Source organism: Thiosulfatimonas sediminis, from assembly GCF_011398355.1.
GTDB lineage: Bacteria > Pseudomonadota > Gammaproteobacteria > Thiomicrospirales > Thiomicrospiraceae > Thiomicrorhabdus > Thiomicrorhabdus sediminis_A.
On record NZ_AP021889.1, the window covers coordinates 214,140 to 235,500 of the forward strand.

Annotated in this window: 24 protein-coding genes; 9 read left to right on the plus strand and 15 right to left on the minus strand. The window is 46.3% G+C overall.

Annotated elements, in window-relative coordinates:
* Nucleotides 1-5: 5 nt before the first annotated feature.
* The 8 genes from tatB to hisB form a co-directional block, all read right to left on the minus strand.
* Entirely contained in the window at nucleotides 6-524 is a 519-nt protein-coding gene (gene tatB, locus HRR27_RS00925; protein WP_173269471.1) for a Sec-independent protein translocase protein TatB, read from the minus strand.
* 56 nt (nucleotides 525-580) lie between these two features.
* Nucleotides 581-835, minus strand: a complete 255-nt coding sequence (tatA, locus tag HRR27_RS00930; RefSeq protein WP_173269474.1) for a twin-arginine translocase TatA/TatE family subunit — start codon at nucleotides 833-835, stop codon at nucleotides 581-583.
* A 159-nt stretch (nucleotides 836-994) separates the two neighbouring features.
* Nucleotides 995-1,315, minus strand: coding sequence for a histidine triad nucleotide-binding protein (locus tag HRR27_RS00935; RefSeq protein ID WP_173269477.1), 321 nt, complete (start codon nucleotides 1,313-1,315; stop codon nucleotides 995-997).
* A gap of 51 nt (nucleotides 1,316-1,366) precedes the next feature.
* Nucleotides 1,367-1,714 (minus strand): phosphoribosyl-ATP diphosphatase, encoded by a 348-nt coding sequence (locus HRR27_RS00940; protein ID WP_173269481.1) that lies wholly within the window; start codon nucleotides 1,712-1,714, stop codon nucleotides 1,367-1,369.
* Complete coding sequence (gene hisF, locus HRR27_RS00945) at nucleotides 1,711-2,484, minus strand: imidazole glycerol phosphate synthase subunit HisF (protein WP_173269485.1); 774 nt, start codon at nucleotides 2,482-2,484, stop codon at nucleotides 1,711-1,713. Before hisF ends, HRR27_RS00940 begins: the two co-directional genes overlap by 4 nt.
* Complete coding sequence (hisA, locus tag HRR27_RS00950) at nucleotides 2,481-3,233, minus strand: 1-(5-phosphoribosyl)-5-[(5-phosphoribosylamino)methylideneamino]imidazole-4-carboxamide isomerase (RefSeq protein ID WP_173269488.1); 753 nt, start codon at nucleotides 3,231-3,233, stop codon at nucleotides 2,481-2,483. The genes hisF and hisA overlap by 4 nt, the downstream gene beginning before the upstream one ends.
* A gap of 32 nt (nucleotides 3,234-3,265) precedes the next feature.
* Nucleotides 3,266-3,904: an imidazole glycerol phosphate synthase subunit HisH gene (gene hisH, locus HRR27_RS00955; protein ID WP_173269491.1), complete on the minus strand. Its 639-nt coding sequence runs from the start codon at nucleotides 3,902-3,904 to the stop codon at nucleotides 3,266-3,268.
* Nucleotides 3,904-4,491 (minus strand): imidazoleglycerol-phosphate dehydratase HisB, encoded by a 588-nt coding sequence (gene hisB, locus HRR27_RS00960; RefSeq protein WP_173269496.1) that lies wholly within the window; start codon nucleotides 4,489-4,491, stop codon nucleotides 3,904-3,906. The genes hisH and hisB overlap by 1 nt, the downstream gene beginning before the upstream one ends.
* A 494-nt stretch (nucleotides 4,492-4,985) precedes the next feature.
* Between hisB and ccoN the strand changes: the two genes are divergently transcribed.
* The 9 genes from ccoN to ccoS all read left to right on the plus strand — a co-directional run bounded on the left by ccoN (nucleotide 4,986) and on the right by ccoS (nucleotide 13,731).
* On the plus strand, nucleotides 4,986-6,416 hold the full coding sequence (ccoN, locus tag HRR27_RS00965; RefSeq protein ID WP_173269499.1) for a cytochrome-c oxidase, cbb3-type subunit I: 1,431 nt from the start codon (nucleotides 4,986-4,988) through the stop codon (nucleotides 6,414-6,416).
* A gap of 78 nt (nucleotides 6,417-6,494) precedes the next feature.
* A complete protein-coding gene (gene ccoO, locus HRR27_RS00970) occupies nucleotides 6,495-7,325 on the plus strand; it encodes a cytochrome-c oxidase, cbb3-type subunit II (RefSeq protein ID WP_173269502.1) in 831 nt (276 codons plus the stop codon).
* On the plus strand, nucleotides 7,325-7,507 hold the full coding sequence (locus HRR27_RS00975; protein WP_243830856.1) for a cbb3-type cytochrome c oxidase subunit 3: 183 nt from the start codon (nucleotides 7,325-7,327) through the stop codon (nucleotides 7,505-7,507). Before ccoO ends, HRR27_RS00975 begins: the two co-directional genes overlap by 1 nt.
* A 22-nt stretch (nucleotides 7,508-7,529) precedes the next feature.
* Nucleotides 7,530-8,438: a cytochrome-c oxidase, cbb3-type subunit III gene (ccoP, locus tag HRR27_RS00980; protein ID WP_173269506.1), complete on the plus strand. Its 909-nt coding sequence runs from the start codon at nucleotides 7,530-7,532 to the stop codon at nucleotides 8,436-8,438.
* Nucleotides 8,439-8,512: 74 nt separating this feature from the next.
* Complete coding sequence (locus HRR27_RS00985) at nucleotides 8,513-8,653, plus strand: hypothetical protein (protein WP_173269509.1); 141 nt, start codon at nucleotides 8,513-8,515, stop codon at nucleotides 8,651-8,653.
* Between the two features lie 224 nt (nucleotides 8,654-8,877).
* On the plus strand, nucleotides 8,878-10,353 hold the full coding sequence (gene ccoG, locus HRR27_RS00990; protein ID WP_173269512.1) for a cytochrome c oxidase accessory protein CcoG: 1,476 nt from the start codon (nucleotides 8,878-8,880) through the stop codon (nucleotides 10,351-10,353).
* A 114-nt stretch (nucleotides 10,354-10,467) separates the two neighbouring features.
* Nucleotides 10,468-10,989 carry a FixH family protein gene (locus HRR27_RS00995; protein WP_173269515.1) on the plus strand — a complete coding sequence of 174 codons (522 nt, stop codon included), beginning with the start codon at nucleotides 10,468-10,470 and terminating at the stop codon, nucleotides 10,987-10,989.
* Nucleotides 10,990-11,001: 12 nt separating this feature from the next.
* Nucleotides 11,002-13,500 carry a heavy metal translocating P-type ATPase gene (locus tag HRR27_RS01000; RefSeq protein WP_173269518.1) on the plus strand — a complete coding sequence of 833 codons (2,499 nt, stop codon included), beginning with the start codon at nucleotides 11,002-11,004 and terminating at the stop codon, nucleotides 13,498-13,500.
* A gap of 9 nt (nucleotides 13,501-13,509) precedes the next feature.
* Nucleotides 13,510-13,731 carry a cbb3-type cytochrome oxidase assembly protein CcoS gene (ccoS, locus tag HRR27_RS01005; RefSeq protein WP_173269521.1) on the plus strand — a complete coding sequence of 74 codons (222 nt, stop codon included), beginning with the start codon at nucleotides 13,510-13,512 and terminating at the stop codon, nucleotides 13,729-13,731.
* 52 nt (nucleotides 13,732-13,783) lie between these two features.
* On the opposite strand, the gene HRR27_RS01010 is transcribed toward ccoS, so the two are convergent.
* The 7 genes from HRR27_RS01010 to typA all read right to left on the minus strand — a co-directional run bounded on the left by HRR27_RS01010 (nucleotide 13,784) and on the right by typA (nucleotide 21,312).
* Entirely contained in the window at nucleotides 13,784-14,431 is a 648-nt protein-coding gene (locus HRR27_RS01010; protein ID WP_173269524.1) for a hypothetical protein, read from the minus strand.
* 1 nt (nucleotide 14,432) lies between these two features.
* Nucleotides 14,433-15,038 (minus strand): hypothetical protein, encoded by a 606-nt coding sequence (locus HRR27_RS01015; RefSeq protein WP_173269527.1) that lies wholly within the window; start codon nucleotides 15,036-15,038, stop codon nucleotides 14,433-14,435.
* A 56-nt stretch (nucleotides 15,039-15,094) separates the two neighbouring features.
* The gene (locus HRR27_RS01020) at nucleotides 15,095-15,436 is read right to left on the minus strand and encodes an Hpt domain-containing protein (RefSeq protein WP_173269530.1); all 342 of its coding nucleotides are present in this window, start codon (nucleotides 15,434-15,436) and stop codon (nucleotides 15,095-15,097) included.
* Between the two features lie 106 nt (nucleotides 15,437-15,542).
* Complete coding sequence (locus tag HRR27_RS01025) at nucleotides 15,543-17,615, minus strand: two-component system response regulator (protein WP_173269533.1); 2,073 nt, start codon at nucleotides 17,613-17,615, stop codon at nucleotides 15,543-15,545.
* 257 nt (nucleotides 17,616-17,872) lie between these two features.
* Nucleotides 17,873-18,310, minus strand: a complete 438-nt coding sequence (gene dtd, locus HRR27_RS01030; protein ID WP_173269536.1) for a D-aminoacyl-tRNA deacylase — start codon at nucleotides 18,308-18,310, stop codon at nucleotides 17,873-17,875.
* Nucleotides 18,307-19,275 carry a prolyl aminopeptidase gene (gene pip / locus HRR27_RS01035; protein ID WP_425086067.1) on the minus strand — a complete coding sequence of 323 codons (969 nt, stop codon included), beginning with the start codon at nucleotides 19,273-19,275 and terminating at the stop codon, nucleotides 18,307-18,309. Before pip ends, dtd begins: the two co-directional genes overlap by 4 nt.
* A gap of 213 nt (nucleotides 19,276-19,488) precedes the next feature.
* A complete protein-coding gene (typA, locus tag HRR27_RS01040) occupies nucleotides 19,489-21,312 on the minus strand; it encodes a translational GTPase TypA (RefSeq protein ID WP_173269544.1) in 1,824 nt (607 codons plus the stop codon).
* Nucleotides 21,313-21,361 lie beyond the last annotated feature (49 nt).

A 21,361-nucleotide genomic window follows, 5' to 3' on the forward strand; every position in this document is an offset into this window, starting at 1 on the left:
TATGCTTAGCTTTTGCTGGTTTCAGTAGCCACTTTAGAAACGCTATCTTGCGCGTTGCTCGTTTCTGGCACGGCTGCCGAAGGAGTGGGTGCTGATGATGCAGAAGTAGGTGCCGCCGTTTCTGGCAACGAGTTGTGCGGTTTTTCTTCGCGCTGGTTTGGCGTTTCCATTTGCGGTTGCGCCGGAGCTTGATTGAAGGAACTGCCGCGACCATCGATGCTACCGCCGAATGGGCGTTGGAAATCGTCTAAGTTGACGTTTTCCATGCCCATATTCAAACCGTCTTGCAACTCTTTTTGAATATTTTGCATTCGCGTTTGTTCGGCTTCCAAGTTCATGGATTTTTTGAAATCTTGAACGGTTTCATCGAATTGATTGTCTTGTTTTACCGAGTCAATAAAACGACGAGTTTTGCCAACAAAGCTGCCTATTTTACGGGCAACTTCAGGCATCCGCTCCGGACCGATAACAATCAGAGCGATGATCATAATCATCAAGATTTCAAGAAAGCCGATATCGAACATGGTTGGTTGCACCTACCTAAAGTTAAAACTCAATTTACTTAGTCAAAGACGTTAAATTAAGCCTTATCTTTTTTCTCGTCCGCTATCTTTTTTTCTTCAGCGACAACATCAAAAACGTTATTGGCGTCTTTTTCGTTTAGCTTTTTATCCGCGGCGACTTCTTCTTTCTTCTCTTCTTCATCTTTCACGGCGTTTTTGAAGCCTTTGATGGCGCCGCCAAGATCGCTACCAACGTTCTTAAGGCGCTTAGCACCGAATAAAACTAAAACGATAGCTAAAATGATTAGTAGCTGCCAAATGCTGATTCCCATGGTGTTAACTCCGTTTTTTTGCTCAGTGTGCCTTTAAGTCGGGCGTGGCACAATCCCGTAATTTCATTAGCGGGCAATAATATCAAATCCGCCAGTTTAATTGCACAAAAATAATTTATTAGCGCCGTCGGATTGTTGTTAGTAATGTCGCGTACTGATTTAGTTGCCTAATAGGTGAATATGTAAATGGAAGACCTCTTGGCCACCCGATTCGCCAGTGTTGATTTGTGTTTTAAAGCCATCCAAGCCTTGCGCGCTGGCTAATTGAGGAAGCAATAACATCATGTGCGCCATCAGGTCTTTATCTTGCGGCGTTAATGCAAACAGGGTTGGAATCTCTTTTTTAGGAATAATCAATAAATGGACGCGCGCCTTTTTGTTGATGTCGTGAATAACGATGCACTTTTCGTCCTCGTATTCAATCTGTGCCGGAATCTCTCGATCGATGATTTTACTAAAAATAGATTTTTCTTGATTCATTGAGGGTTCCTTCCTGTAAATCTTTAAATTTTCCAGCCTGTCTGGGTCGTCTTAGGACTCGGTTCGGCTGGCTTTTTCGTCATGGCCGGATAGACCAAAGCGACGTTGTAGTTCGCTGATAATGGCATCTGAGGCAATGCCTTTATGCGCTAAAAGTACGAGGCTATGAAACCATAAATCGGTTACCTCATAAATTAAATGCGCTTGATTTTCGCTGTTCGCTTGGTGGTCATGGTCTTTAGCGGCCATGGCGACTTCCAGTGCCTCTTCTTGGATTTTTTTAAGAATTTTTTCAGTGCCTTTGGCGTACAGGCTGGCAACGTAGGAGCTGTCTGCCGACTCGGCTTTGCGTGCTTCAAGCACGGCATCAAGCTGTTCTAGAATGCTTTTGTCGCTCATAATCGTACCTCAATACCTTGCGCGGCCATCGCCTGTTTGGCTTCTTCAACGGTGTGTTGCCCAAAGTGGAAAATCGATGCCGCCAAGACCGCTTCTGCGCCGCCCTCTTTGACGCCGTCAACCAGGTGTTGCAAATTGCCGACGCCGCCCGAGGCGATGACGGGGATTTTGACGCGCGAAGTAATCTCTTTCATTAATGCATTGTCAAAGCCGCTTTTGGTGCCGTCTTTGTCCATCGAGGTGACTAAGAGCTCGCCGGCGCCGAGGCTTTCCATTTTTAGCGCCCATTCGATGGCGTCAATTCCGGTCTCTTTGCGCCCGCCGTGGGTGAAGATTTCCCAACGGTTAGGCTCGCCTTCGGCGGAGACTTTTTTGGCGTCAATCGCCACTACGATGCATTGTGAACCAAATGCATCGCAAGCCTCTTTAACAAAGTCCGGATTGTAAATCGCGGCTGAGTTAATCGATACCTTATCGGCTCCGGCATTGAGCATGGTGCGGATGTCTTCGACTTTGCGGATGCCGCCGCCGACGGTGAGCGGGATGAATACTTGGCTGGCGACCTCTTCGACCATGTGGATGGTGGTGCCGCGGCCTTCGTGTGTCGCTGAGATGTCGAGGAAAGTGATTTCGTCGGCACCTTGTTCGTCGTAGCGTTTGGCAACTTCCACCGGATTGCCGGCATCACGGATATCGACAAACTGTACGCCTTTTACCACGCGTCCGTTATCGACATCCAAGCAGGGAATAATGCGTTTTGCCAGACTCATTTTGATGATGCCTTTGCCGCGAGTTGGTCAGACAGCGTTTGCCCTTCTTTAAAATCTAGGGTGCCTTCGTAAATCGCACGGCCGGTAATAGCGCCGGTGACGCCGTCGGCTTCGATGCTCGCGAGGTTGCGAATATCGTCCAGATTGGTGATGCCGCCGGAAGCGATAATCGGAATATTGACCGCTTTGGCCAGTGCCTGCGTGGCTTCGATATTCACGCCTTGCATCATGCCGTCGCGGCCGATGTCGGTGTAGATAATCGCTTCGACGCCGTCGTTTTCAAACTGTTTGGCCAGTGCTTTGACTTCGTAATCGGTGACTTCGGCCCAGCCGTTAATCGCAACCATGCCGTCTTTGGCATCCAAACCGACCATGATGTGTCCAGGGAAGGCTTTGCAGGCTTCGGCAACAAATTCTGGATTATGAACCGCTTTGGTGCCGATGATGCAGTAGCTAACGCCGGCTTTGAGGTAGGCTTCGATGGTGGCTAAATCGCGAATGCCGCCGCCGATTTGAATCGGTAAATCCGGGTAGGCTGCGCGGACCTGATATACCGCTTTATCGTTTACCGGTTTGCCGTCGAAAGCGCCGTTTAGGTCAACCATGTGTAGGCGGCGCGCGCCTTGGTCAACCCAGCGTTTTGCCATGGCAACAATATCGCCGGAGAATACGGTGGCATCTTCCATCACGCCTTGGCGCAAGCGAACGCATTCGCCGTCTTTTAAATCAATTGCAGGGATTAATAACATTTGTAAACCTTAATTTTTGCTATGGAATGGTGTTAATGGCCGTTCCACGATAAGAAATTTTTAAACAGTTGCAGGCCAACATCCGCGCTCTTTTCAGGATGAGCCTGAATGGCAAAAAGATTGTGCGCGCTTAACACCGCCGGGAAAGTTTGGCCATGGGTGGTCTCGCCAATAATGGTGTTTTTGTCTTCCGGCGCGACATAGAAACTATGCACGAAGTAGAAGCGGCTGTCTTGCGCAATGCTGTGCCATAGCGGGTGGTCTTGGGTTTGGTGAATCTGGTTCCAGCCCATGTGCGGCATTTTTAGGGCGGGATGGCCACTCAAATCAAACTGGCTAACCTTGCCTTTGATCAGGTCGAGGCAGTCCACCCCGTTATTTTCGTTACTGTGCGACATTAAAACTTGCAAGCCCATGCAGATGCCTAAAAACGGTTTTTCTTGTGCCGCTTGTTTGACGGGCTCTGCCATGCCAGTGTCGCGTAGCGCTTGCATGCACGCTTTGGCGGCGCCTTGTCCTGGGAAAATAACCGAATCAGCATCCTGAATAACTTGCGGGTCTTGGGTGACGACAATCCGTGTTTGCGAATCGGCCATGTGCTCGGCGGCTTTTGAAACCGAACGCAGGTTGCCCATGCCGTAGTCAACCACGGCGACCAGTTTTTGGTTCATTACAGGCTTCCTTTGGTTGACGGCATCTTGCCGGCCATGCGTTCATCGGCGCTGAGTGCCATGCGCAAGGCGCGACCGAAGGCTTTGAAGATGGTTTCCGCTTGGTGATGCGCGTTGATGCCACGGATATTGTCAATGTGCAGAGACGCGCCGCAGTGGTTAACAAAACCTTGGAAAAATTCCATGACCAGTTGTGTTTCAAAGGTGCCGATTTGTTCGCGCGTAAAGTCGCAATGGAATTGCAGCCCTGGGCGACCGGATAGATCGATGACAACGCGTGATAGGGCTTCGTCTAAGGGAACGTAGGCGTGGCCGTAACGGGTAATCCCTTTTTTGTCACCGACCGCTTTGGCAATCGCTTGCCCAAGGGTGATGCCGACATCTTCCACTGTGTGGTGGTCGTCAATGTGCAAATCGCCGTTGGCTTTGATGTCGAGATCAATCATGCCATGGCGGGCAATTTGGTCGAGCATATGCTCGAAAAATGGTACGCCGGTTTCTAATTTGGCTTCGCCTTGGCCGTCAAGGTTAACGCGGATTTCAATTTGCGTTTCTAGGGTGTCACGCTTGATGGTTGCCGTTCTCATGGGAGTGGATTCCTGGACTATTTTGAAAGCACAATATAATACCGCAATTGAGCCAAAAATTAGAAATTTGCGGAGCGATTCTTATGGCAGGGTCTGTGGATAACCTTCGGTTAGAGCGTTTGGCCTTTCTTGAACTGGGTTTTCTTTGGGCGTGATAAAGCTTGTGAATTGGCGAATAATGATAAAAATAGCGTTGTAAACAAGAAGCGTATTAGAATTTTTTAATATGGCTCGATAAATTATTTTTAGTGGGCAATAAGAGGTGATATCTGGGATAATCCCGAGGTTTTTTGAAGTAGGTCTCTGTTAATTGTACGTAAGTCATTGAAACTTCGTTCTAATCTATCCTCTAGGATTGATGTGAGTTAATTTTCAATGGTCTATAGCTGGCATGGACTTCTTAGGGGCGGTTATAATTTCTGTCTTCTTTTGGAGTTTGCGTTGGTGTTAAATTAATGCAGGCAAAATTTGACTATATTAGGGGAATCCGGCTAATGGATACGACAGCTAAGCCACAATATGATAATGGCGTCGTCAAGTATTTAACGGTTGGTGCAGTTGTGTTTTTGGTGATAGGTACTTTTTTTGGTACTTTTGCGGCATCACAACTTGCATGGCCAGCGTTAAACTTTGATATCGCTGAAATCACCTTTGCTCGTTTGCGTGTTATGCACACGAACACGGTAATTTTTGCTTTCGGTGGTATGACCTTGATGGCAACCGCTTTCTATACAGTTCAGCGCACTAACGGCGTGAAGTTATGGAGTAATTCCATGGCTTGGTGGACTGCAATTCTTTTCACGATTGGTTTACTGGCAACGGTTGTGTCTATCTCTTTAGGGATGACAACCGGTAAAGAATACCATGAACAAGAGTGGCCTCTGGCAATCGCGATTGCTTTAGTCTGGACCTTGTACACCTTTAACTTTGTAATGACCATTGCGTCACGTAATAAAGAAACCCATACGCATGTATACGTGTCAAACTGGTTCTTTATGGGGATGATGATTGCCATCACTTACCTGTACATCGTTAATGGTTTGGCGATTCCAGTATCACTGTTCCGTTCATACTCAATGTTTGCCGGTGTGCAAGATGCAATGATTCAATGGTGGTGGGGACATAATGCGGTAGGTTTCTTCCTAACGGCGGGCTTCCTTGCAATCATGTATTACTTCGTGCCTAAGCAAGCACAGCGTCCTATTTACTCGTACCGTCTATCGGTTATCCACTTCTGGGCATTAATGTTCGGTTACGTCTGGTTGGGTGCTCACCACTTGCAGTACACCGCATTGCCGGATTGGACTGGTTCTTTGGGTGCGGTAATCTCTCTGGCGATGATTATTCCGTCATGGGGTGGTGCGCTTAACGGTATGTTAACGCTGTCAGGTGCTTGGGATCGTCTACGTACGGATTACATTCTACGTTTCTTAATCATCTCTCTTGCTTTCTACGCTATGTCGACTTTTGAAGGTCCGGTTATGGCGGCTAAGACGGTAAATGCGCTTTCTCACTATACGGATTGGACGATTGGTCACGTTCACTCAGGTGCATTAGGTTGGGTTGCAATGGTTTCGATTGGTGCGATTTACCACATGGTTATGAAATTGTGGAAAACCGAGATGTATTCGATGCAGTTGATTAACTTCCACTTCTGGTTGGCGACAATCGGTACGGTGTTCTACATCGTTGCGATGTGGGTATCCGGTATTATGCAGGGTCTGATGTGGCGTGCTTATGACGAGTACGGTACTTTGGCTTATACCTTCGCTGAGTCGGTAGCGGCAATGCACCCTTACTATGCGATGCGCGCCTTCGGTGGGTTATTGTTCTTCTCCGGTGCGGTTGTCATGCTTTATAACATTGTTATGACGATTCGTATGGCGAACGCTCGTGCGAGCAAGCCAGTAGAAGCAACAGCATAATTAAATAAGTGAAGGCCCCGTTTCATGCTTGGCGGTGAAATGGGGTTCAAAATCAAATGAGTTGAGGAGCACAAACTCATGTCAAACCATGATGATAAGCCTAAAAATTGGCAAGACGGTTTTGAGAGAAATATCTTTGCGATGTTCCTTGCAACCGCATTGGCGGTATCCATCGCTGGTATTGTAGAAATCGTACCGTTGTTTTATCTCAAATCAGCGGTAGATTACACCGAACAAACCGATAAATACGGTAATGCGAAGAACGAGAAGTTCCCCGAGTTAGTTTGGGAGCGTACTTTCACTGAGCAAGACGGTAAGATTGTTTCCGATAAAGCACTGTATAAATTCGACAAAAACGGTAAGCCGTTGATGGCGGATTGGAAGACCGGTGACGGTGTGCGTCCTTATACTCCATTGGAGTTGGCAGGCCGTGATTTGTACCTGCGTGAAGGTTGTTATATCTGTCACTCACAAATGATTCGTCCGTTCCGTGATGAACGTGAACGTTACGGTCACTTCTCATTAGCCACTGAATCTATGTACGATCACCCGATGCAATGGGGTTCAAAACGTACTGGGCCTGACCTAGCGCGTTTAGGTGGTAAATATTCTGACGAATGGCATGTAATGCACTTATTACGTCCACAGGACCTGGTTCCTGAGTCGGTAATGCCTGCGTATCCTTGGTTGGCAGAAACTCCGGTTTCTCAAGATTTCTTCGGCACTAAGCGTGACATGAAGAAACGCCTAGAAGTGATGCGTACTTTGGGTGTGCCTTACACCGATTGGGAAATTGAAAATGCTGACAAAGCGATCGAGGGTTACTCCGAGATGGACGCTATGGTGGCATACCTTCAAGTTCTAGGCACGATGGTTAAGCTGGATGACAGCAAAGTTTACCGTCAATAATGAGTAGTATCGAACATTACTTCAGCACAGACTGGTCTGCATTGACGACCCAAGACTGGGCTGGGCTGATCATCACGGTTTTAGTGTTTCTAGGTATGTTGATTACCTTTGCTTTAGCTTTGCGCCCATCTAAACGTAAAGAGATGGAAGAGCAGAAACACAAAATCCTTGAAGATGATTGAATCATTCTGAGGAGAATAAAAAATGGCAGGACATAACCCTTGGCCAGACGAAGGCAACACTGGTCACATTTGGGATGAGGATTTACGTGAGTTAGATAATCCGCCGCCGTTATGGTGGATGTTATCTTTCTATGCGGGTTTCATCATGATCATCTTTTACACGCTGTATTACCCAACCATTCCTTTGACTAATAACTCTGGTGAGTTTACTAAAGGGTTAACGGGGTGGACGGCAATTGAAGAGTACAATGAAGATTTTCAAGTGCTTAAAGATTGGCGTGTAGCGAAATTTGCGGATAAAGAAGAGCAGCTTGCGGCAATGTCTGTTGCGGACATTCTGAAAGATGACGACCTTCGTCAGTACGCGGTCGCTACTTCAAAGGTACTTTTCGGTGACTACTGTGCGGCCTGTCACGGTGCTGGTGGCGCAGGTAACCCTAGCTTCCCAGTATTGGCCGATGATGATTGGTTGTGGGGTGGTAACATCGCGCAAATCGAGGCATCCATTAAAAATGGTCGTATCGGTAATATGCCAGCCAAAGGTATGATGGGTAACTTAACGGATGAAGAGATTGATAGTGTAACGGATTACGTTATCGCCCTTTCAGAAGGTAAGGCGAATGATGCTTCTTTTGCTGCCGGTAAAGCGGTCTATGCCAAAGGAATGTGTTTAGCTTGTCACGGCCCAATGGGTAAACCATTGGCTCCGGCTGGTGCAGCAAACCTGACAGACCAAGTATGGCGTTTTAGTTCTGATCGTCAAACGATTCGTAACGTGATCGCGCACGGTGTCAATGTTAAGAAAAATGGCGAATACATTGAAGGTACGCGCCAAGCAATTATGCCAGCGTTTAAAGAGCGTCTTCCAAATGCAGATGTCAATGTTAAACGTCTAGCGGTCTACACTCACCAACTTGGTGGTGGTCAGTAACTAAGTTATCGGGAGTTTCGGCTCCCGAACTTATGACTGCAAAAAGCCATTAATATTTGTGTAAGGAGTCAGTGATGGGCGATTTAAATAATGACTGGGTACTTTGGGGGTCGATTGGCGCCTTGGTACTGTCTATTGTTGCGTTGATTGGTTTCGCTTGGAAAGCGGCGCGTGGCATGGAAGGTCTGGAAAACGACGAAGACAAAAAAAGCTAATTCGCTTTTGTTTGATGTATAAAAAAACCGAGTTTGATGCTCGGTTTTTTTATGTCTGATGATTGCTATTTCAAATCAAAAAACTACTTATCTCTGATAATAAAGACAATCGATTTTGGCATAATCCGAATAGGTTACAATCATTTCCTCATTTTGATGATGGTGGATTAGCGTCTTAATATTCGCTATAAACGCCATTTTGGCTTATAAGCAAGGAATGCGCTATGTCTGAAAAGCAGCAAGATTCTCAAGGCACCACAAAGGCGAAGGATTCACCCGCTGGCGGTGGAATCGAAATTACCAATAAAAACCTAGAAAACATCGGCGTAGAGTTATTACCGATTCATACCGAAGGAACGGTACACGCTAAGCGTATTCCGGGTATTTTCCGTAAGATGAAATGGATTATCGCCTCATTTTGGCTGATTTTGTTTATCGGTCCATATCTACGATGGGATGGCCAGCAAGCGATTTTGTGGGATTTAGGTAATCGTCAGTTTCACTTTTGGGGGTTGACTATTTTGCCGCAAGATATCTGGATTTTGGCGATGATACTGTTGTTTTTCGCACTCTTGCTGGCCGCTTCAACCGCGATTGCCGGACGGCTCTGGTGTGGTTATTTCTGTTTTCATACCGTCTGGACCGATGTGTTCACCTGGTTAGAAGAGAAGTTTGAAGGGCAGCCAAATAAACGTCAAAAGCTTGAAGAAGCGCCGATGAGTCTTGCCAAACTCAAAATTAAAGCACCTAAGCACGCTATTTGGCTATTAATTGGTTTTGCGACCTCATTCAGTTTTGTCGCCTATTTCACTGATGCGCTTGATTTATGGGCGCGTCTGTTCGCCCTTGAATGGGGAAGCGTCGAAGCCACTGTCGTGATTGTGCTGGGCCTAGCGACCTATTTCTTTGCCGGCTTTTTACGCGAACAGACTTGTATTGGCTTCTGTCCTTATGCACGTATTCAAGGAGCGATGATTGATACACAAACGATTGTGCCAACGTACGATGTCGATCGTGGTGAACCGCGCGGGCGGATGAAGCGACCAAAACCAGGTGAAGAAGTGCCGGAACTGGGCGATTGTATTGACTGTAACCTTTGTGTCGCGGTTTGCCCAACGGGTGTGGATATTCGTCGTGGCCAGCAATTTGGTTGTATTACCTGTGGTTTGTGTATTGATGCCTGTGATTCGGTGATGGACAAAATCAAAAAGCCGCGTGGTTTAATTCGTTACGCTTCGCTGCAAGAGTTTAGCGGAAAAAAATTGCCGGCAATTTGGAAGCGACCTCGCGTTATTGTATATACCTCGATTATGGGCTTTGCTGCGGGTGCGATTCTGTTTGGTTTATTGACGATGTCGCCGATTGATGTCAAAGCGTTGCATGAACGCTCGCCTTTGTTTGTGCAGATGAGTGATGGCACAATTCAAAATAAATGGACGTTGAAAATCGTTAATAAGAAAGCCGATGACTTGCGTGTCATGATTTCAGTGAATGGTGGCCCATCAAGTTTGAACTACATCGTTGGTGATAATGTGGTGGTTCGACCTGGTACGGTCGGTTCGACAACGTTATTGGTGAAAATCCCGCGTAAGGATTTGCAAGACAGCAATACGCCATTGAAAATCGTGGTTGAAGACCTCGATAATCCTCAGGTTAAGTCGACTTACGATACCGTGTTTATCGGTCCAAAACCACGTTAAGCATTAAATGAATAGTCAGACTTTGACGAATGAGCGAGTGTAAAAATCGCTATAATTAAGCCCGATTATCCTGCTTGGATAATCGGGCTTTTTATTTGCGCGGGTGAGGAAACTATGACAATTGAAAAACAGGATAAACGTGACTGGAGCAATGTTTGGAAAAATCCGTTTGTTCTTGCCTGGTTGCTGATTTTGACCGTGGTCTTAGCGGTGAATTTTTTTATGGTCAGTATGGCTATCGTTACCAATCCTGGATTAGTTGTAGATGACTTTTACGAGCAAGGCAAAAATATGGACAAGATTTTGGCCGAGCAAAAACGGATGGAACAACTCGGTTGGCAGCTAAAAATTGACTTGCCGATTTTATCGGAAGCAAAAGCGCAAACCGTCACACTGCAAGTGTTGGACAAAGACAATCAATTTATGTCGGTTGACTCTGCGGTGTTGTATTTTTACCGCCCCTCTAATCGAGATTTAGATGGGCAGCAGGCGTTGAGCGCCACGGATAAAGTTGGTGTTTACCAAGCGCAGTTTGCTTTGCCTGTAAAAGGAAAGTGGGATGTGATCATGGAAATCAAAAAGGGTGACAACACCTTTAATGTTGGACGTTCTATCTTCGTACAAGATCCGCAATAAACGAGAATCCTTATGGCGCAAAGTTGTTTTCACTGTGGTCAGGCGATTCCCCAAGGGGAGTTGATTTTAAAGCCCATTGAAGGCTCTGAGCGCGCTTTCTGTTGTCACGGCTGCGCTTCGGTTTGCGAAGTGATTTATGAGTCGGGTATGCAGAGTTTCTATCAGCGTACGCCACAAGGCGAACTGCTCTCCCCGCCACCGGCACCCAATAAAAATATCGACCTTTTTGATTATGACGAAGTCCAAGAGCAGTATGTTGATACGCTTGGTACGCGCCGTGAAATTACCCTGATGTCTGAGGCGATTCACTGCGCCGCCTGCGTCTGGTTAATTGAACATACTTTGGCGAATACCAATGGAATTTTGCTCGCACGGGTCAATTTCACCAATAAGCAAATTAAACTGCGTTGGGATAATTCGCAGCTCAAGCTGTCTGACATTATTAAGAAACTTAATCGAATTGGCTATGACGCAACCCCTTATGATGCCTCGCTGAGTGAGGCGGCCACTAAAAAAGCCAACCGTGATTTACTCTATCGCTTAGGGTTTGCTGGTTTTGCGATGATGAATGTGATGTGGTTTTCAGTTGCGCTCTATACGGGCGCAAACGAAGACCCAGAATATCGCAGTTATTTTCATTGGATTCAATTAATCATCGCAACGGTTACCTTAGCTTACTCCGGCCAGCCTTTCTTCAAAGGGGCGTGGACATCGCTGAAAGCACGGACTGTAGGAATGGACGTTTCAATCAGTTTGGGCATGTTGACCACCTATTTTTATTCGCTTTGGGTTACCGTCCATCCGGAAAATGTCGGCGATGTGTATTTCGATACGCTGATTGATTTTATGTTCTTACTGTTGATTGGTCGGTATTTGGAAGCGATTTCTAAGAATAAAGCGGTGGACGCATCCCGTCGTTTGCTCGAATTGCAGCCTAAAATTGCCCGTAAAGTGGATGCTGAGGGCGAGCAGATTGTTCCGGTACGCAGCCTGGTCAAAGGCGTGCATATTTTGGTTAAACCGGGTGAGCAGTTTCCGGTGGATGGATTTGTCATTAGTGGTGAAGGACAAGTCAACGAAGCGATGTTAAGCGGTGAAGCGCGCGAGATTAGTAAAACTCCTGGCAATAAGGTTGCCGCTGGTACTTTGAATATTGATGGTAGTTTAACGGTCGAAGTTGAATCGATTCTGCAAAATACCCAGCTCGGTCGTATTGTTAATATGGTCGAAGAGGCGCAAGGTTCCAAAGCGCCAATCCAATGTACCGCGGATAAAATCATGCCGTATTTTGTTACTGTCACGCTCAGTTTGGCGGCCTTTAGTTTTGTGTTTTGGTTCTTCAATGCGGGGATTGAATCTGCCATTATGACGGCCACCGCGGTATTGATTATTACCTGCCCGTGTGCATTCGGTTTGGCAACGCCAATGGCGATTGCGGTTGCTTCTGGAGTTTCTGCACGGCACGGTATTTTGGTTAAAAACGGTACGGTGTTGGAAACGCTGCGCGATATGGATCATTTTGTGTTTGATAAAACCGGCACTTTGACCAAAGGGCAGATGCGTCTTACGGCGACCGAATGGTTGGAGCCGAACATTGAGCAACCCCGACTGTTAAGCGCAGTGGCGGCGATTGAACATCATTCGGAACACTCTCTGGCGCGTGCCTTGGTGGATTCGATTTGTACTTCCCACAATTTACAAAGCAAAGACTTGCCTCCCGTCACCGAATTTAAAGCTTTTCCGGGGCGCGGAGTGCGTGGGCAGGTTGCGGCGGATGTATGGCATATTGGTACGGCCAAATGGTTGCAATCGCAACAGATTGATTTACCGCAAACGCTATTAGCGAAAACGGCACAACACGCGCAGATTGCGCAAACCGCTGTCTGGGTTGCGCAAAACGGTCTTGTGCAAGCGGTATTGTTCTTCGAGGATGAGATACGCGAAGACGCCAAAGAGTTAATTCAACGTCTGAAAGCACGCGGTAAAGAGGTCACGCTATTAAGCGGTGATTTGCGCGTGGTTGCTGAACGCGTCGCTGAACAGCTTGGTGGATTGAATGTTATCGCTGAGGTCTTACCAGAGGATAAAAATGAACAGATTCGCCAATTGCAACTAAAAGGCCAAAAAGTGGCGATGATTGGTGATGGTATTAATGATGCGCCGGCTTTAGTGCGCGCGGATGTCGGGATAGCATTAGGTTCTGGTACTGATGTGTCGATGGAGAGCGCAGACATTGTTCTGATGAATAATCGCCTGATTTCAGTCGATACCGCAGTCGCTTTATCGATGAGAACTCTACGCACCGTTAAGCAGAATATCGCCAGTTCGATTGCTTACAACCTGATTATGGTTCCGTTGGCGATGTCAGGCACATTAACCCCGCTGATTGCCGCGATTACAATGCCTTTAAGCTCATTAGTGGTGATTGGTAATGCGGCGCGTATTCGCAGTTTCTTTAGTGAAAAGCAGATGCGTAAACGTCAAGCTCCGCTAGATTCACTTAAGAAGTAGAGGCTGAGAATGGATGTCATTTATGTATTGATTCCGATTGTGTTGCTGTTTGGTTTTTTGGTTGTTATCGCTTTTATCTGGATGGCCAAAAAAGGTTTTTTTGAGGATTTGGATGGTCAGGGCAGTCGTATTTTAATGGATGATGACGATTTTCCTGATGCGCCTAAGCATCCATCCACCGCTTCTGAGGTATCTAATGAAAAAACGTCTCAGGTATCTTCTTCCAAATAGCAGCGCCGCGAGTTTGTTGACTGCGCGACACACTTACACTTAGCAATTCGGTTTATCGGGCGGATTGATTGGTGTATTGCAATGCTTCTGGGCCTTCTGGATCAAGAATCATTTCTAAGCCGAGTGAATCAAAAAACCAATGTTGTAATCCGTCCGATTGGGTCTCTTTGCGAGAGGGTTCTCCAAAGCGCATTTGAATCGCACGTTCGGTCAGGTGTTTACGCGGAATCAGCGTGATGCTTGATACCGGCAGAGACATGAGGGCAATTTTATCTTGGTTGTAGAGTTCGATTTCACGGCCGCCAGAGCTGCTCATGACGATTTTCTTGCCGTTGTTGAAAGTCTGTTGTAGCTGTTCTTCTGGAACGATAATCTGCATTGCAAGTGCCGCTTTAATTGAGCCGATGTACATCACTGGAAAATACGCCTCAACGGTTTTATTGCTTTCGTCAAGATCGGTGAACATTTTGAGTTCGACATCTTTGCCATACAGTTTGACGGCGTCATTGACACTGGATTGACCAACCACTAACCCCAGCGCATGTAATTGACCATCAGCAGCAAATTTAGCGTTCCAAGGAAGGTGTGCCTCAGCGGTGGCATCGCGTTGCGGTTGAATCAATAGCATGAGTGCAAAAATCACCATTGAAGCGATAAATACGAGCCAGAACATTGGCAGCGGACGTTTTTTGCTGGCCATGTTATTTCTCTTGCTCGGTTGACTGGCTGTCTTGGCGAACGTCGCCATCGCCTTCGCCCAATTCAGGGTTTGCGGTTTCATTCCGTGCGGCGAACTTTTCGATTTTGGAGTCAATAATCCCTTTACCGGCATCGTAAACGGAAATGCCAGTTTGCAAGAAGTTATATAGCACGGTAAAAAACACCACGATGGCGCCAAAGAACAAGCTGATTTTTTCGACGATTGAGGTGGAACTGCCCTCGGCGGAGAAGTCGTTCATCATTAAGCCACCACCAAATACATTGCCCAGTAATACGCCTAAGGTGATGACCAGAGTTGCGACGGCATAAGAAAGTAATAAATTACGACCACGGCGCCACGCCTGTGTCCAATGTGCGGCAACAAACCAACTTCCATTTTCTGCTAGCAAGAGTTGGCTGCGTTGATATAAAAACAGAATCACTAAGCCGGAAATCAGCGGAACTAACAAGAAGGGCGCAGGACTACCGCCACCGAGTTCTAAGGCAACTTGTGAAATCGCTAGGTGAGTGATAATCACATTGATGTTAAAGATGTGGTGAGGGAGTTTTGCGGCGTGCTTTTCTTGCTCGGTTACTTGATAGCGCATGAGGTCACTTCTCGGTTTGGTTCAAATTTAAGAGTGACTATTGTGCCGTAAATTCCTTAAAAACTCTGCAAAAATTCCTTCAAAAAATTGAAGACTTGTTGAGATTCGACCTCGATATTTGCATACATTTGAGCAAAAGCTGGCGTGACCACACCCTCTTTTGCTTTTGCTTCGAGTTCTGCGCATAACGCCGGTAAGTGCTGAGCACCAATATTGGCAGCACTGCCTTTTAGCGTGTGACTGTGTAACTGCACACCGGCAGCGTCTTCTAATTCAATAGAAAATTTAATTTGCCCAAGTATTTCCGGGCTTGTCGTTAAAAAGGCTTCGATAATTTCTTGGAGGTCATCTCCAATTACTTCTCTAAGCATATTTAAGTTTTCTTGATCGACCGACATAGGGTACCTCTAAAAAATGTAGGCGAAATTTTAAGGGGGTAAGGCTTATGGCAATCAATTCAATGCGCTGTAAAACATTTTCGAGTTGTTTTAGGTGGCATAAAAACTATTGCGTAATGCCTTGATTCTGTAATTCTAACCAAGCTTCAAACTCTTTGGCTGGCATCGGTTTGCCAAACTTAAAACCTTGAAGAATATCGCACTCTTTGGACTGCAAATAATGCATTTGTTCTTCGGTTTCAATGCCTTCGGCAATCACCTCTAAATCCAAGCTCTTGGCCATCGCAATAATCGTGTTGGCGATGGTTTGGCCGGCTTGGGTGTCTAAATTTTTAATAAAACAGCGGTCAATTTTAATGGTATCAATCGGAAAGCTATTTAGATAAGCCAGGGATGAGTAGCCAGTGCCAAAATCGTCAATCGAGATAGAGACGCCCATCGCTTTTAAGCCTTTTAGCAGTCGTGTGGTGCGCTCAGCATCATTCATTGCTAGGCTTTCGGTAATTTCTAAATCAATCAGCGCACTGGGTAATTCGTTCGAGCTTAAGGCTTGTTGTACCTCGAGCATTAAGTCGCTTTGTGTAAATTGGCGGCTTGATAAATTAATTCCGATGCGTAGTTGATGGCCTTTTTTATACCATTTGGCGGTTTGTTTGACCGCTTGTTGCAAGACAAAGTTGCCGATTTCAATAATCAAACCAGTGCTTTCCGCGAGCGGAATAAAGGTTACCGGAGAAATCATTCCGAGGGTTGGGTGATTCCAGCGTACTAAAGCTTCAGAGCCAATTGGACGAAGTGTTTGCGCATCAATTTGTGGTTGGTAGTAGACTTCAATTTGCTTTTTCTTGACTGCGTTGCGTAGTTCGTTTTCCAGTTGCATTGACGCTTGTGCCGCTTGGTTCATTTCATTGCGGAAGAACAACAGCTGGTTGCCGCCTTCGGCTTTGGCTTTGGCGCGAGCAATGTTGGCATTGTTGAGCAGTAAATCGGCATTGTTACCGTCTTGCGGATAGACTGAAACACCCGTACTGATGCTTAAAAACAGTTCTTCTTGATGAATGACGAATGCGCCTGAGAGGTTTTGTTTTAAGCGATTGAGGAGGTGGTTAAGCTCCTCGGTGGTGGCTATATTTAAAATTAAAATACTAAATTCATCACTGCCGATGCGGGCGACATAATCGCCGTCGCGGGTAATGCGTTTTAAGCGTTGTGCAATCGAAATCAATAGTTCGTCACCAAAGCCTTGACCAAAATGGGTGTTAATCTGTTTGAAGCGATCAATGTCAAAGACAATCACTGCGCAGAGTCGTTTTGGGTATTCGCTAAGGTGCTTTTTAAAGGTTTTATTGAAATGATTGCGATTCGGTAAATTGGTCAAACTATCGTGCGTGTTTTGGTATTCAATCTGGCTCTCTGCACGGTGTAATCGGCTAATGTCTTGAACTGAACCCGTGATTTTTAGCACATTGTTCTGTTGGTCAAAATCCACTTCGCCTAAACATTCGATGTGCTTGATCATGCCATCATGGCTGACAACACGAAAGCTGGTTTGAATTTTACTCTGCCCTTGGCTTGCTTCGTTAAAGGCTTGTAACAGCATTGGTTTGTCTTTGGACATCACATGAGCAAGAAACTGTTCTAAGCTGGTGTGTTGTTTCATCGGTACATCAAAAATGGCAAAGGCGGAAGTGGAACCGGTTACCAGATTGTTGACGGCATCCCATTCCCAATAGCCGAGTTTGGCAAGTTGCTGTGCGAAATTCAGTTCTGCTTGGCGGCTGCGTAATCGGTCTTCGATTTGTGCGGTACGCAGTGCGTATTTGATCCGTTGGGCAAAAATACCCCAGTTAATCGGTTTGGTAATAAAATCCGTGGCCCCTGCATCAAAGGCATCATCGATAGAGTGAATGTCGTCCAAGGCGGTGAGCATCAGAATTGGCACCGCACGCTTTTGTTCGTATTCGCGAATCGCTCTGGTTGCCGCAAAGCCATCCATCACCGGCATCATCACATCCATTAACACCACATTCGGATTATGCTGCATATAAGCGCCTAAGCCTTCTCGACCATTGGTGGCCTGAATGATTTCGTAGCCTGAATGGGTTAAGACTTTAGCCAGCATCATGCGTGTGACTGAGTCATCTTCAATAATCAGGACTTTACTGGGAGAGTCTGGCATTCAAGGTTTTCCTACTGGAGGTCAGATACACATAAAAAAGTTAAAGGATGTTCTGCGGAGGCAATGCGGTCGAATAAATATCGCGTCTAAGACTCCATTGTCAGTGTAAACGCCTTAAGCAGAAATGCAATCCAAGGCGGAAAGCTTTTAATGGCAAATAGAGTTTTGAGTGATACAGGTCATTTTTTTACATTGCTAACTAACAATGAATGGTTTGGCGGCATTTGGATTTATGCTTTCTCAATCGTTTTGGGCGCTTAATTTTGTAGCCAGAATGTCACAGGTCCGTCATTGCATAAAGTGACTTGCATATCGGCACCAAATTGCCCCGTTTGAACTTGTGGGTATTTGTGTTTGACGACGGCGATAAATTCATCAAACAATAGAGTCGCTTGGGTTGGCGATGCGCTAGTCGAAAAGCTTGGACGTAAACCGTTTTGGGTGTTTGCCGCCAAGGTAAATTGCGGTACTAAAAGCACTCCGCCGTTGACTTGTTGAACATTGAGATTCATTTTGTTGTTTTCATCGCTAAAAATGCGATAGTGCAATAAGCGATGTGCCATCTTTTGTAATTTTTCGCTGTGGTCGTGTGGCTCAAAACCGACTAAGACCACCAAGCCATGTTGAATTTCGCCTAAGCATTGTTTTTGCACTTCGACTTTGCCGAATTGAACGCGTTGCAGTAAACAAATCAAGAGGCCTCCAAAAGCTCGATAAATGCATCAGTCGTGGTGATTAATTGGTGGCTGATTTCCGTTTCCATCGCGCTGTGTCCAGCGTGGTTACAGATAATTAAGTTGGCCTGTGGTAGGCGCTCCGCTAACTCAAAAGCTTGATTCACAGGGCAGACCATATCATAGCGGCCATGTACGATGGTAATCGGCAAATGGCGGATGCTATGGCAGTTGTCTAAAATTTGGTTGTCTTCGATAAACGCTTGGTGGCGGAAATAATGGCATTCGATGCGTGCCATCGCCAAAGCATGGAAGGGGTCGCCAAAGTAATTGACAGTGGCTTCATCGGTTTGCAAATTACAGGTGCGACCTTCCCACACTGACCAGGCTTCTGCAGCGCGCATTCGTGCTACTTCGTCTTTGCTGGTAAGGATTTCATAGTAGGCTTCTACCATAGAGTCGCGTTTTTCAGGGGCAATCGGGGCGATAAAATCTTGCCAATATTCGGGATAAAAACGGTCGGCACCTTGTTGATAGAACCAATTTACATCCTGTTCTCGACACAAGAAGATACCGCGTAAAATCAATCCTAGCACACGTTCCGGATAGCTTTGTGCATACAGTAGCGAAAGCGTCGAACCCCAAGAACCGCCAAACAGCACCCATTTATCGATGTTCAAATAGCGGCGAATTTTTTCGATGTCTTCCATCAGATGCGCACTGGTGTTGTTGGTTAGGCAGGCGTGTGGGCGTGAGCGCCCGCAGCCACGTTGATCAAACAAGACGATACGATAGGCGTGGGGATTGAAAAATTGGCGGTGAATTACGCTATAGCCGCCGCCTGGACCGCCGTGCACAAAGAGAATTGGAATACCATTGGGATTGCCGCACTCTTCAATATGCAACGAATGCGTTGAGTCAACTTGTAAGCTGTGCTGTACATAGGGTTCGATTGGGGGGTAGAGTTTGCTGCCTAACACGGAAATGCCTTTTTGTTTTTATCGCTGCGTTATAAAGCTTTTTGGTTTCAAGTTTACCCAAAAGTGCGTGGATTTGAGAAGATTCAGTCGGATATTTTTGTGATTAGTGGCGGTTTTGCATGGCTACAAGGAGCAGGTATAAAAAAACCGCCTGTCTTTTAAGATAAAAAGAGCAGGCGGTTTTGATGTTACTAATTTACGCTAAGTAAATCGATTCGATTAGTCTTTTGATGAACGTGACGCGCGTTTGCGTTCGTTTTCAGTCAAGAATTTCTTACGAATACGGATGCTCTTAGGCGTAACTTCAACCAATTCATCGTCATCGATAAATTCCAATGCTTGTTCTAGTGAAAAGCGGATTGGTGGCGTCAGAATGAGCGCTTCGTCCGTTCCAGAGGCACGTACGTTGGTAAGCTGCTTGCCTTTTAGCGGGTTAACCGTTAGGTCGTTAGAACGGCTGTGCAGGCCGATAATCATCCCTTCGTAGACTTCTTCACCATGACCGATGTATAGACGACCACGATCTTGTAGGTTAAACAGAGCGTAAGCCAGGGCTTTACCTTTATCGTTAGAGATTAAGACACCGTTGTTACGCTCGCCCAACGAGCCAGAGAATTTTGGTCCGTAATGCGAGAAGCTTGAGAAGATAAGACCTTCACCCTGAGTGGCTGTCATAAATTCGGTACGGAAGCCGATTAGACCACGCGACGGGATAATGAAATCGATACGCACGCGACCGTGACCGTCCGGAACCATATCTTGCATTTCTGCTTTACGCATCCCTAGCTTTTCCATAATGCTACCCTGAGCTTCTTCAGGTACATCTACTGTTAGGTTTTCGTAAGGTTCATGTGTTTCGCCATCGACTTCACGGAAAATAACTTCAGGACGCGAGATGCCCATTTCAAAGCCTTCACGACGCATGGTTTCGATTAACACTGAAAGATGCAGTTCGCCACGTCCTGAAACTCGGAATTTGTTGGCATCTTCGGTGTCTTCAACGCGTAAAGCCACGTTGGTTAGCAGCTCTTTATCCAAGCGCTCAAGAATTTGACGTGAGGTAAGCAATTTACCTTCTTGACCAACAAACGGAGAATCGTTTACTTGGAAGGTCATGCTAACGGTAGGCTGATCAACGCTCACTGGAGTTAAGGCTTCTGGAGCAATAGGATCGCACAGAGTGTCTGAGATGTTTAATGGATCAAAGCCAGAGAATGCAACGATATCACCAGCGTGGGCTTCAGTGATGTTTACGCGCTGTAAGCCGTGGTAACCGAATAGCTCACCAAATTTACCTTTACGGGTGTTGCCTTTAGAGTCGACGATAGTGACTGTCATCCCTACTTTTGCCGAACCACGTTTAATACGCCCAGTCCCGATAACGCCTTTGTAGGTGTCGTAATCCAGAGAGATACATTGCAGCTGTAGCGGCCCATCAAGATCAACTTCAGGCGCAGGTACTTTATCGATGATGGTCTGGAAAACCGGATCCATATTGCCGTCGCGGACGCTGTCGTCGTAACCTGAGAAACCGTTTAGACCAGAGGCGTACAGCACAGTGAAGTCCATTTGATCATCGGTTGCACCTAAACGATCGAATAGGTCAAATGTTTGATCAAGTACCCAGTCAGGACGTGCGCCTGGACGGTCGATTTTGTTGATAACAACGATTGGCTTCAAGCCTTGTTTAAGTGCTTTTTCGGTAACGAAACGCGTTTGCGGCATTGGCCCTTCTACGGAGTCAACCAACAGTAGTACCGAGTCAACCATCGATAAGATACGCTCAACTTCACCACCGAAATCGGCGTGTCCTGGGGTGTCTACGATGTTGATGCGAAAATCATTCCAGTTAATCGCGGTGTTTTTAGACAGGATGGTAATTCCACGCTCTTTTTCCAGATCGTTCGAGTCCATGACGCGTTCGCCCATATCTTTGCGGTCGTCTAGGGTTCCAGACTGTCTTAAAAGTTGGTCAACCAGGGTTGTTTTACCATGGTCAACGTGAGCAATAATGGCGATATTGCGAATGTTCTGCGTTGTCATAAATATGGAGTCTCTATCTTCTGAAAAAGGTTTAGCGCCAACCGAAAAG

Bases quoted from the DNA above. Each gene is read 5' to 3' on its own strand.
- tatB (WP_173269471.1), bottom strand. From the start codon at position 524: ATGTTCGATATCGGCTTTCTTGAAATCTTGATGATTATGATCATCGCT.
- tatA (WP_173269474.1), bottom strand. From the start codon at position 835: ATGGGAATCAGCATTTGGCAGCTACTAATCATTTTAGCTATCGTTTTA.
- HRR27_RS00935 (WP_173269477.1), bottom strand. From the start codon at position 1,315: ATGAATCAAGAAAAATCTATTTTTAGTAAAATCATCGATCGAGAGATT.
- HRR27_RS00940 (WP_173269481.1), bottom strand. From the start codon at position 1,714: ATGAGCGACAAAAGCATTCTAGAACAGCTTGATGCCGTGCTTGAAGCA.
- hisF (WP_173269485.1), bottom strand. From the start codon at position 2,484: ATGAGTCTGGCAAAACGCATTATTCCCTGCTTGGATGTCGATAACGGA.
- hisA (WP_173269488.1), bottom strand. From the start codon at position 3,233: ATGTTATTAATCCCTGCAATTGATTTAAAAGACGGCGAATGCGTTCGC.
- hisH (WP_173269491.1), bottom strand. From the start codon at position 3,904: ATGAACCAAAAACTGGTCGCCGTGGTTGACTACGGCATGGGCAACCTG.
- hisB (WP_173269496.1), bottom strand. From the start codon at position 4,491: ATGAGAACGGCAACCATCAAGCGTGACACCCTAGAAACGCAAATTGAA.
- ccoN (WP_173269499.1), top strand. From the start codon at position 4,986: ATGGATACGACAGCTAAGCCACAATATGATAATGGCGTCGTCAAGTAT.
- ccoO (WP_173269502.1), top strand. From the start codon at position 6,495: ATGTCAAACCATGATGATAAGCCTAAAAATTGGCAAGACGGTTTTGAG.
- HRR27_RS00975 (WP_243830856.1), top strand. From the start codon at position 7,325: ATGAGTAGTATCGAACATTACTTCAGCACAGACTGGTCTGCATTGACG.
- ccoP (WP_173269506.1), top strand. From the start codon at position 7,530: ATGGCAGGACATAACCCTTGGCCAGACGAAGGCAACACTGGTCACATT.
- HRR27_RS00985 (WP_173269509.1), top strand. From the start codon at position 8,513: ATGGGCGATTTAAATAATGACTGGGTACTTTGGGGGTCGATTGGCGCC.
- ccoG (WP_173269512.1), top strand. From the start codon at position 8,878: ATGTCTGAAAAGCAGCAAGATTCTCAAGGCACCACAAAGGCGAAGGAT.
- HRR27_RS00995 (WP_173269515.1), top strand. From the start codon at position 10,468: ATGACAATTGAAAAACAGGATAAACGTGACTGGAGCAATGTTTGGAAA.
- HRR27_RS01000 (WP_173269518.1), top strand. From the start codon at position 11,002: ATGGCGCAAAGTTGTTTTCACTGTGGTCAGGCGATTCCCCAAGGGGAG.
- ccoS (WP_173269521.1), top strand. From the start codon at position 13,510: ATGGATGTCATTTATGTATTGATTCCGATTGTGTTGCTGTTTGGTTTT.
- HRR27_RS01010 (WP_173269524.1), bottom strand. From the start codon at position 14,431: ATGGCCAGCAAAAAACGTCCGCTGCCAATGTTCTGGCTCGTATTTATC.
- HRR27_RS01015 (WP_173269527.1), bottom strand. From the start codon at position 15,038: ATGCGCTATCAAGTAACCGAGCAAGAAAAGCACGCCGCAAAACTCCCT.
- HRR27_RS01020 (WP_173269530.1), bottom strand. From the start codon at position 15,436: ATGTCGGTCGATCAAGAAAACTTAAATATGCTTAGAGAAGTAATTGGA.
- HRR27_RS01025 (WP_173269533.1), bottom strand. From the start codon at position 17,615: ATGCCAGACTCTCCCAGTAAAGTCCTGATTATTGAAGATGACTCAGTC.
- typA (WP_173269544.1), bottom strand. From the start codon at position 21,312: ATGACAACGCAGAACATTCGCAATATCGCCATTATTGCTCACGTTGAC.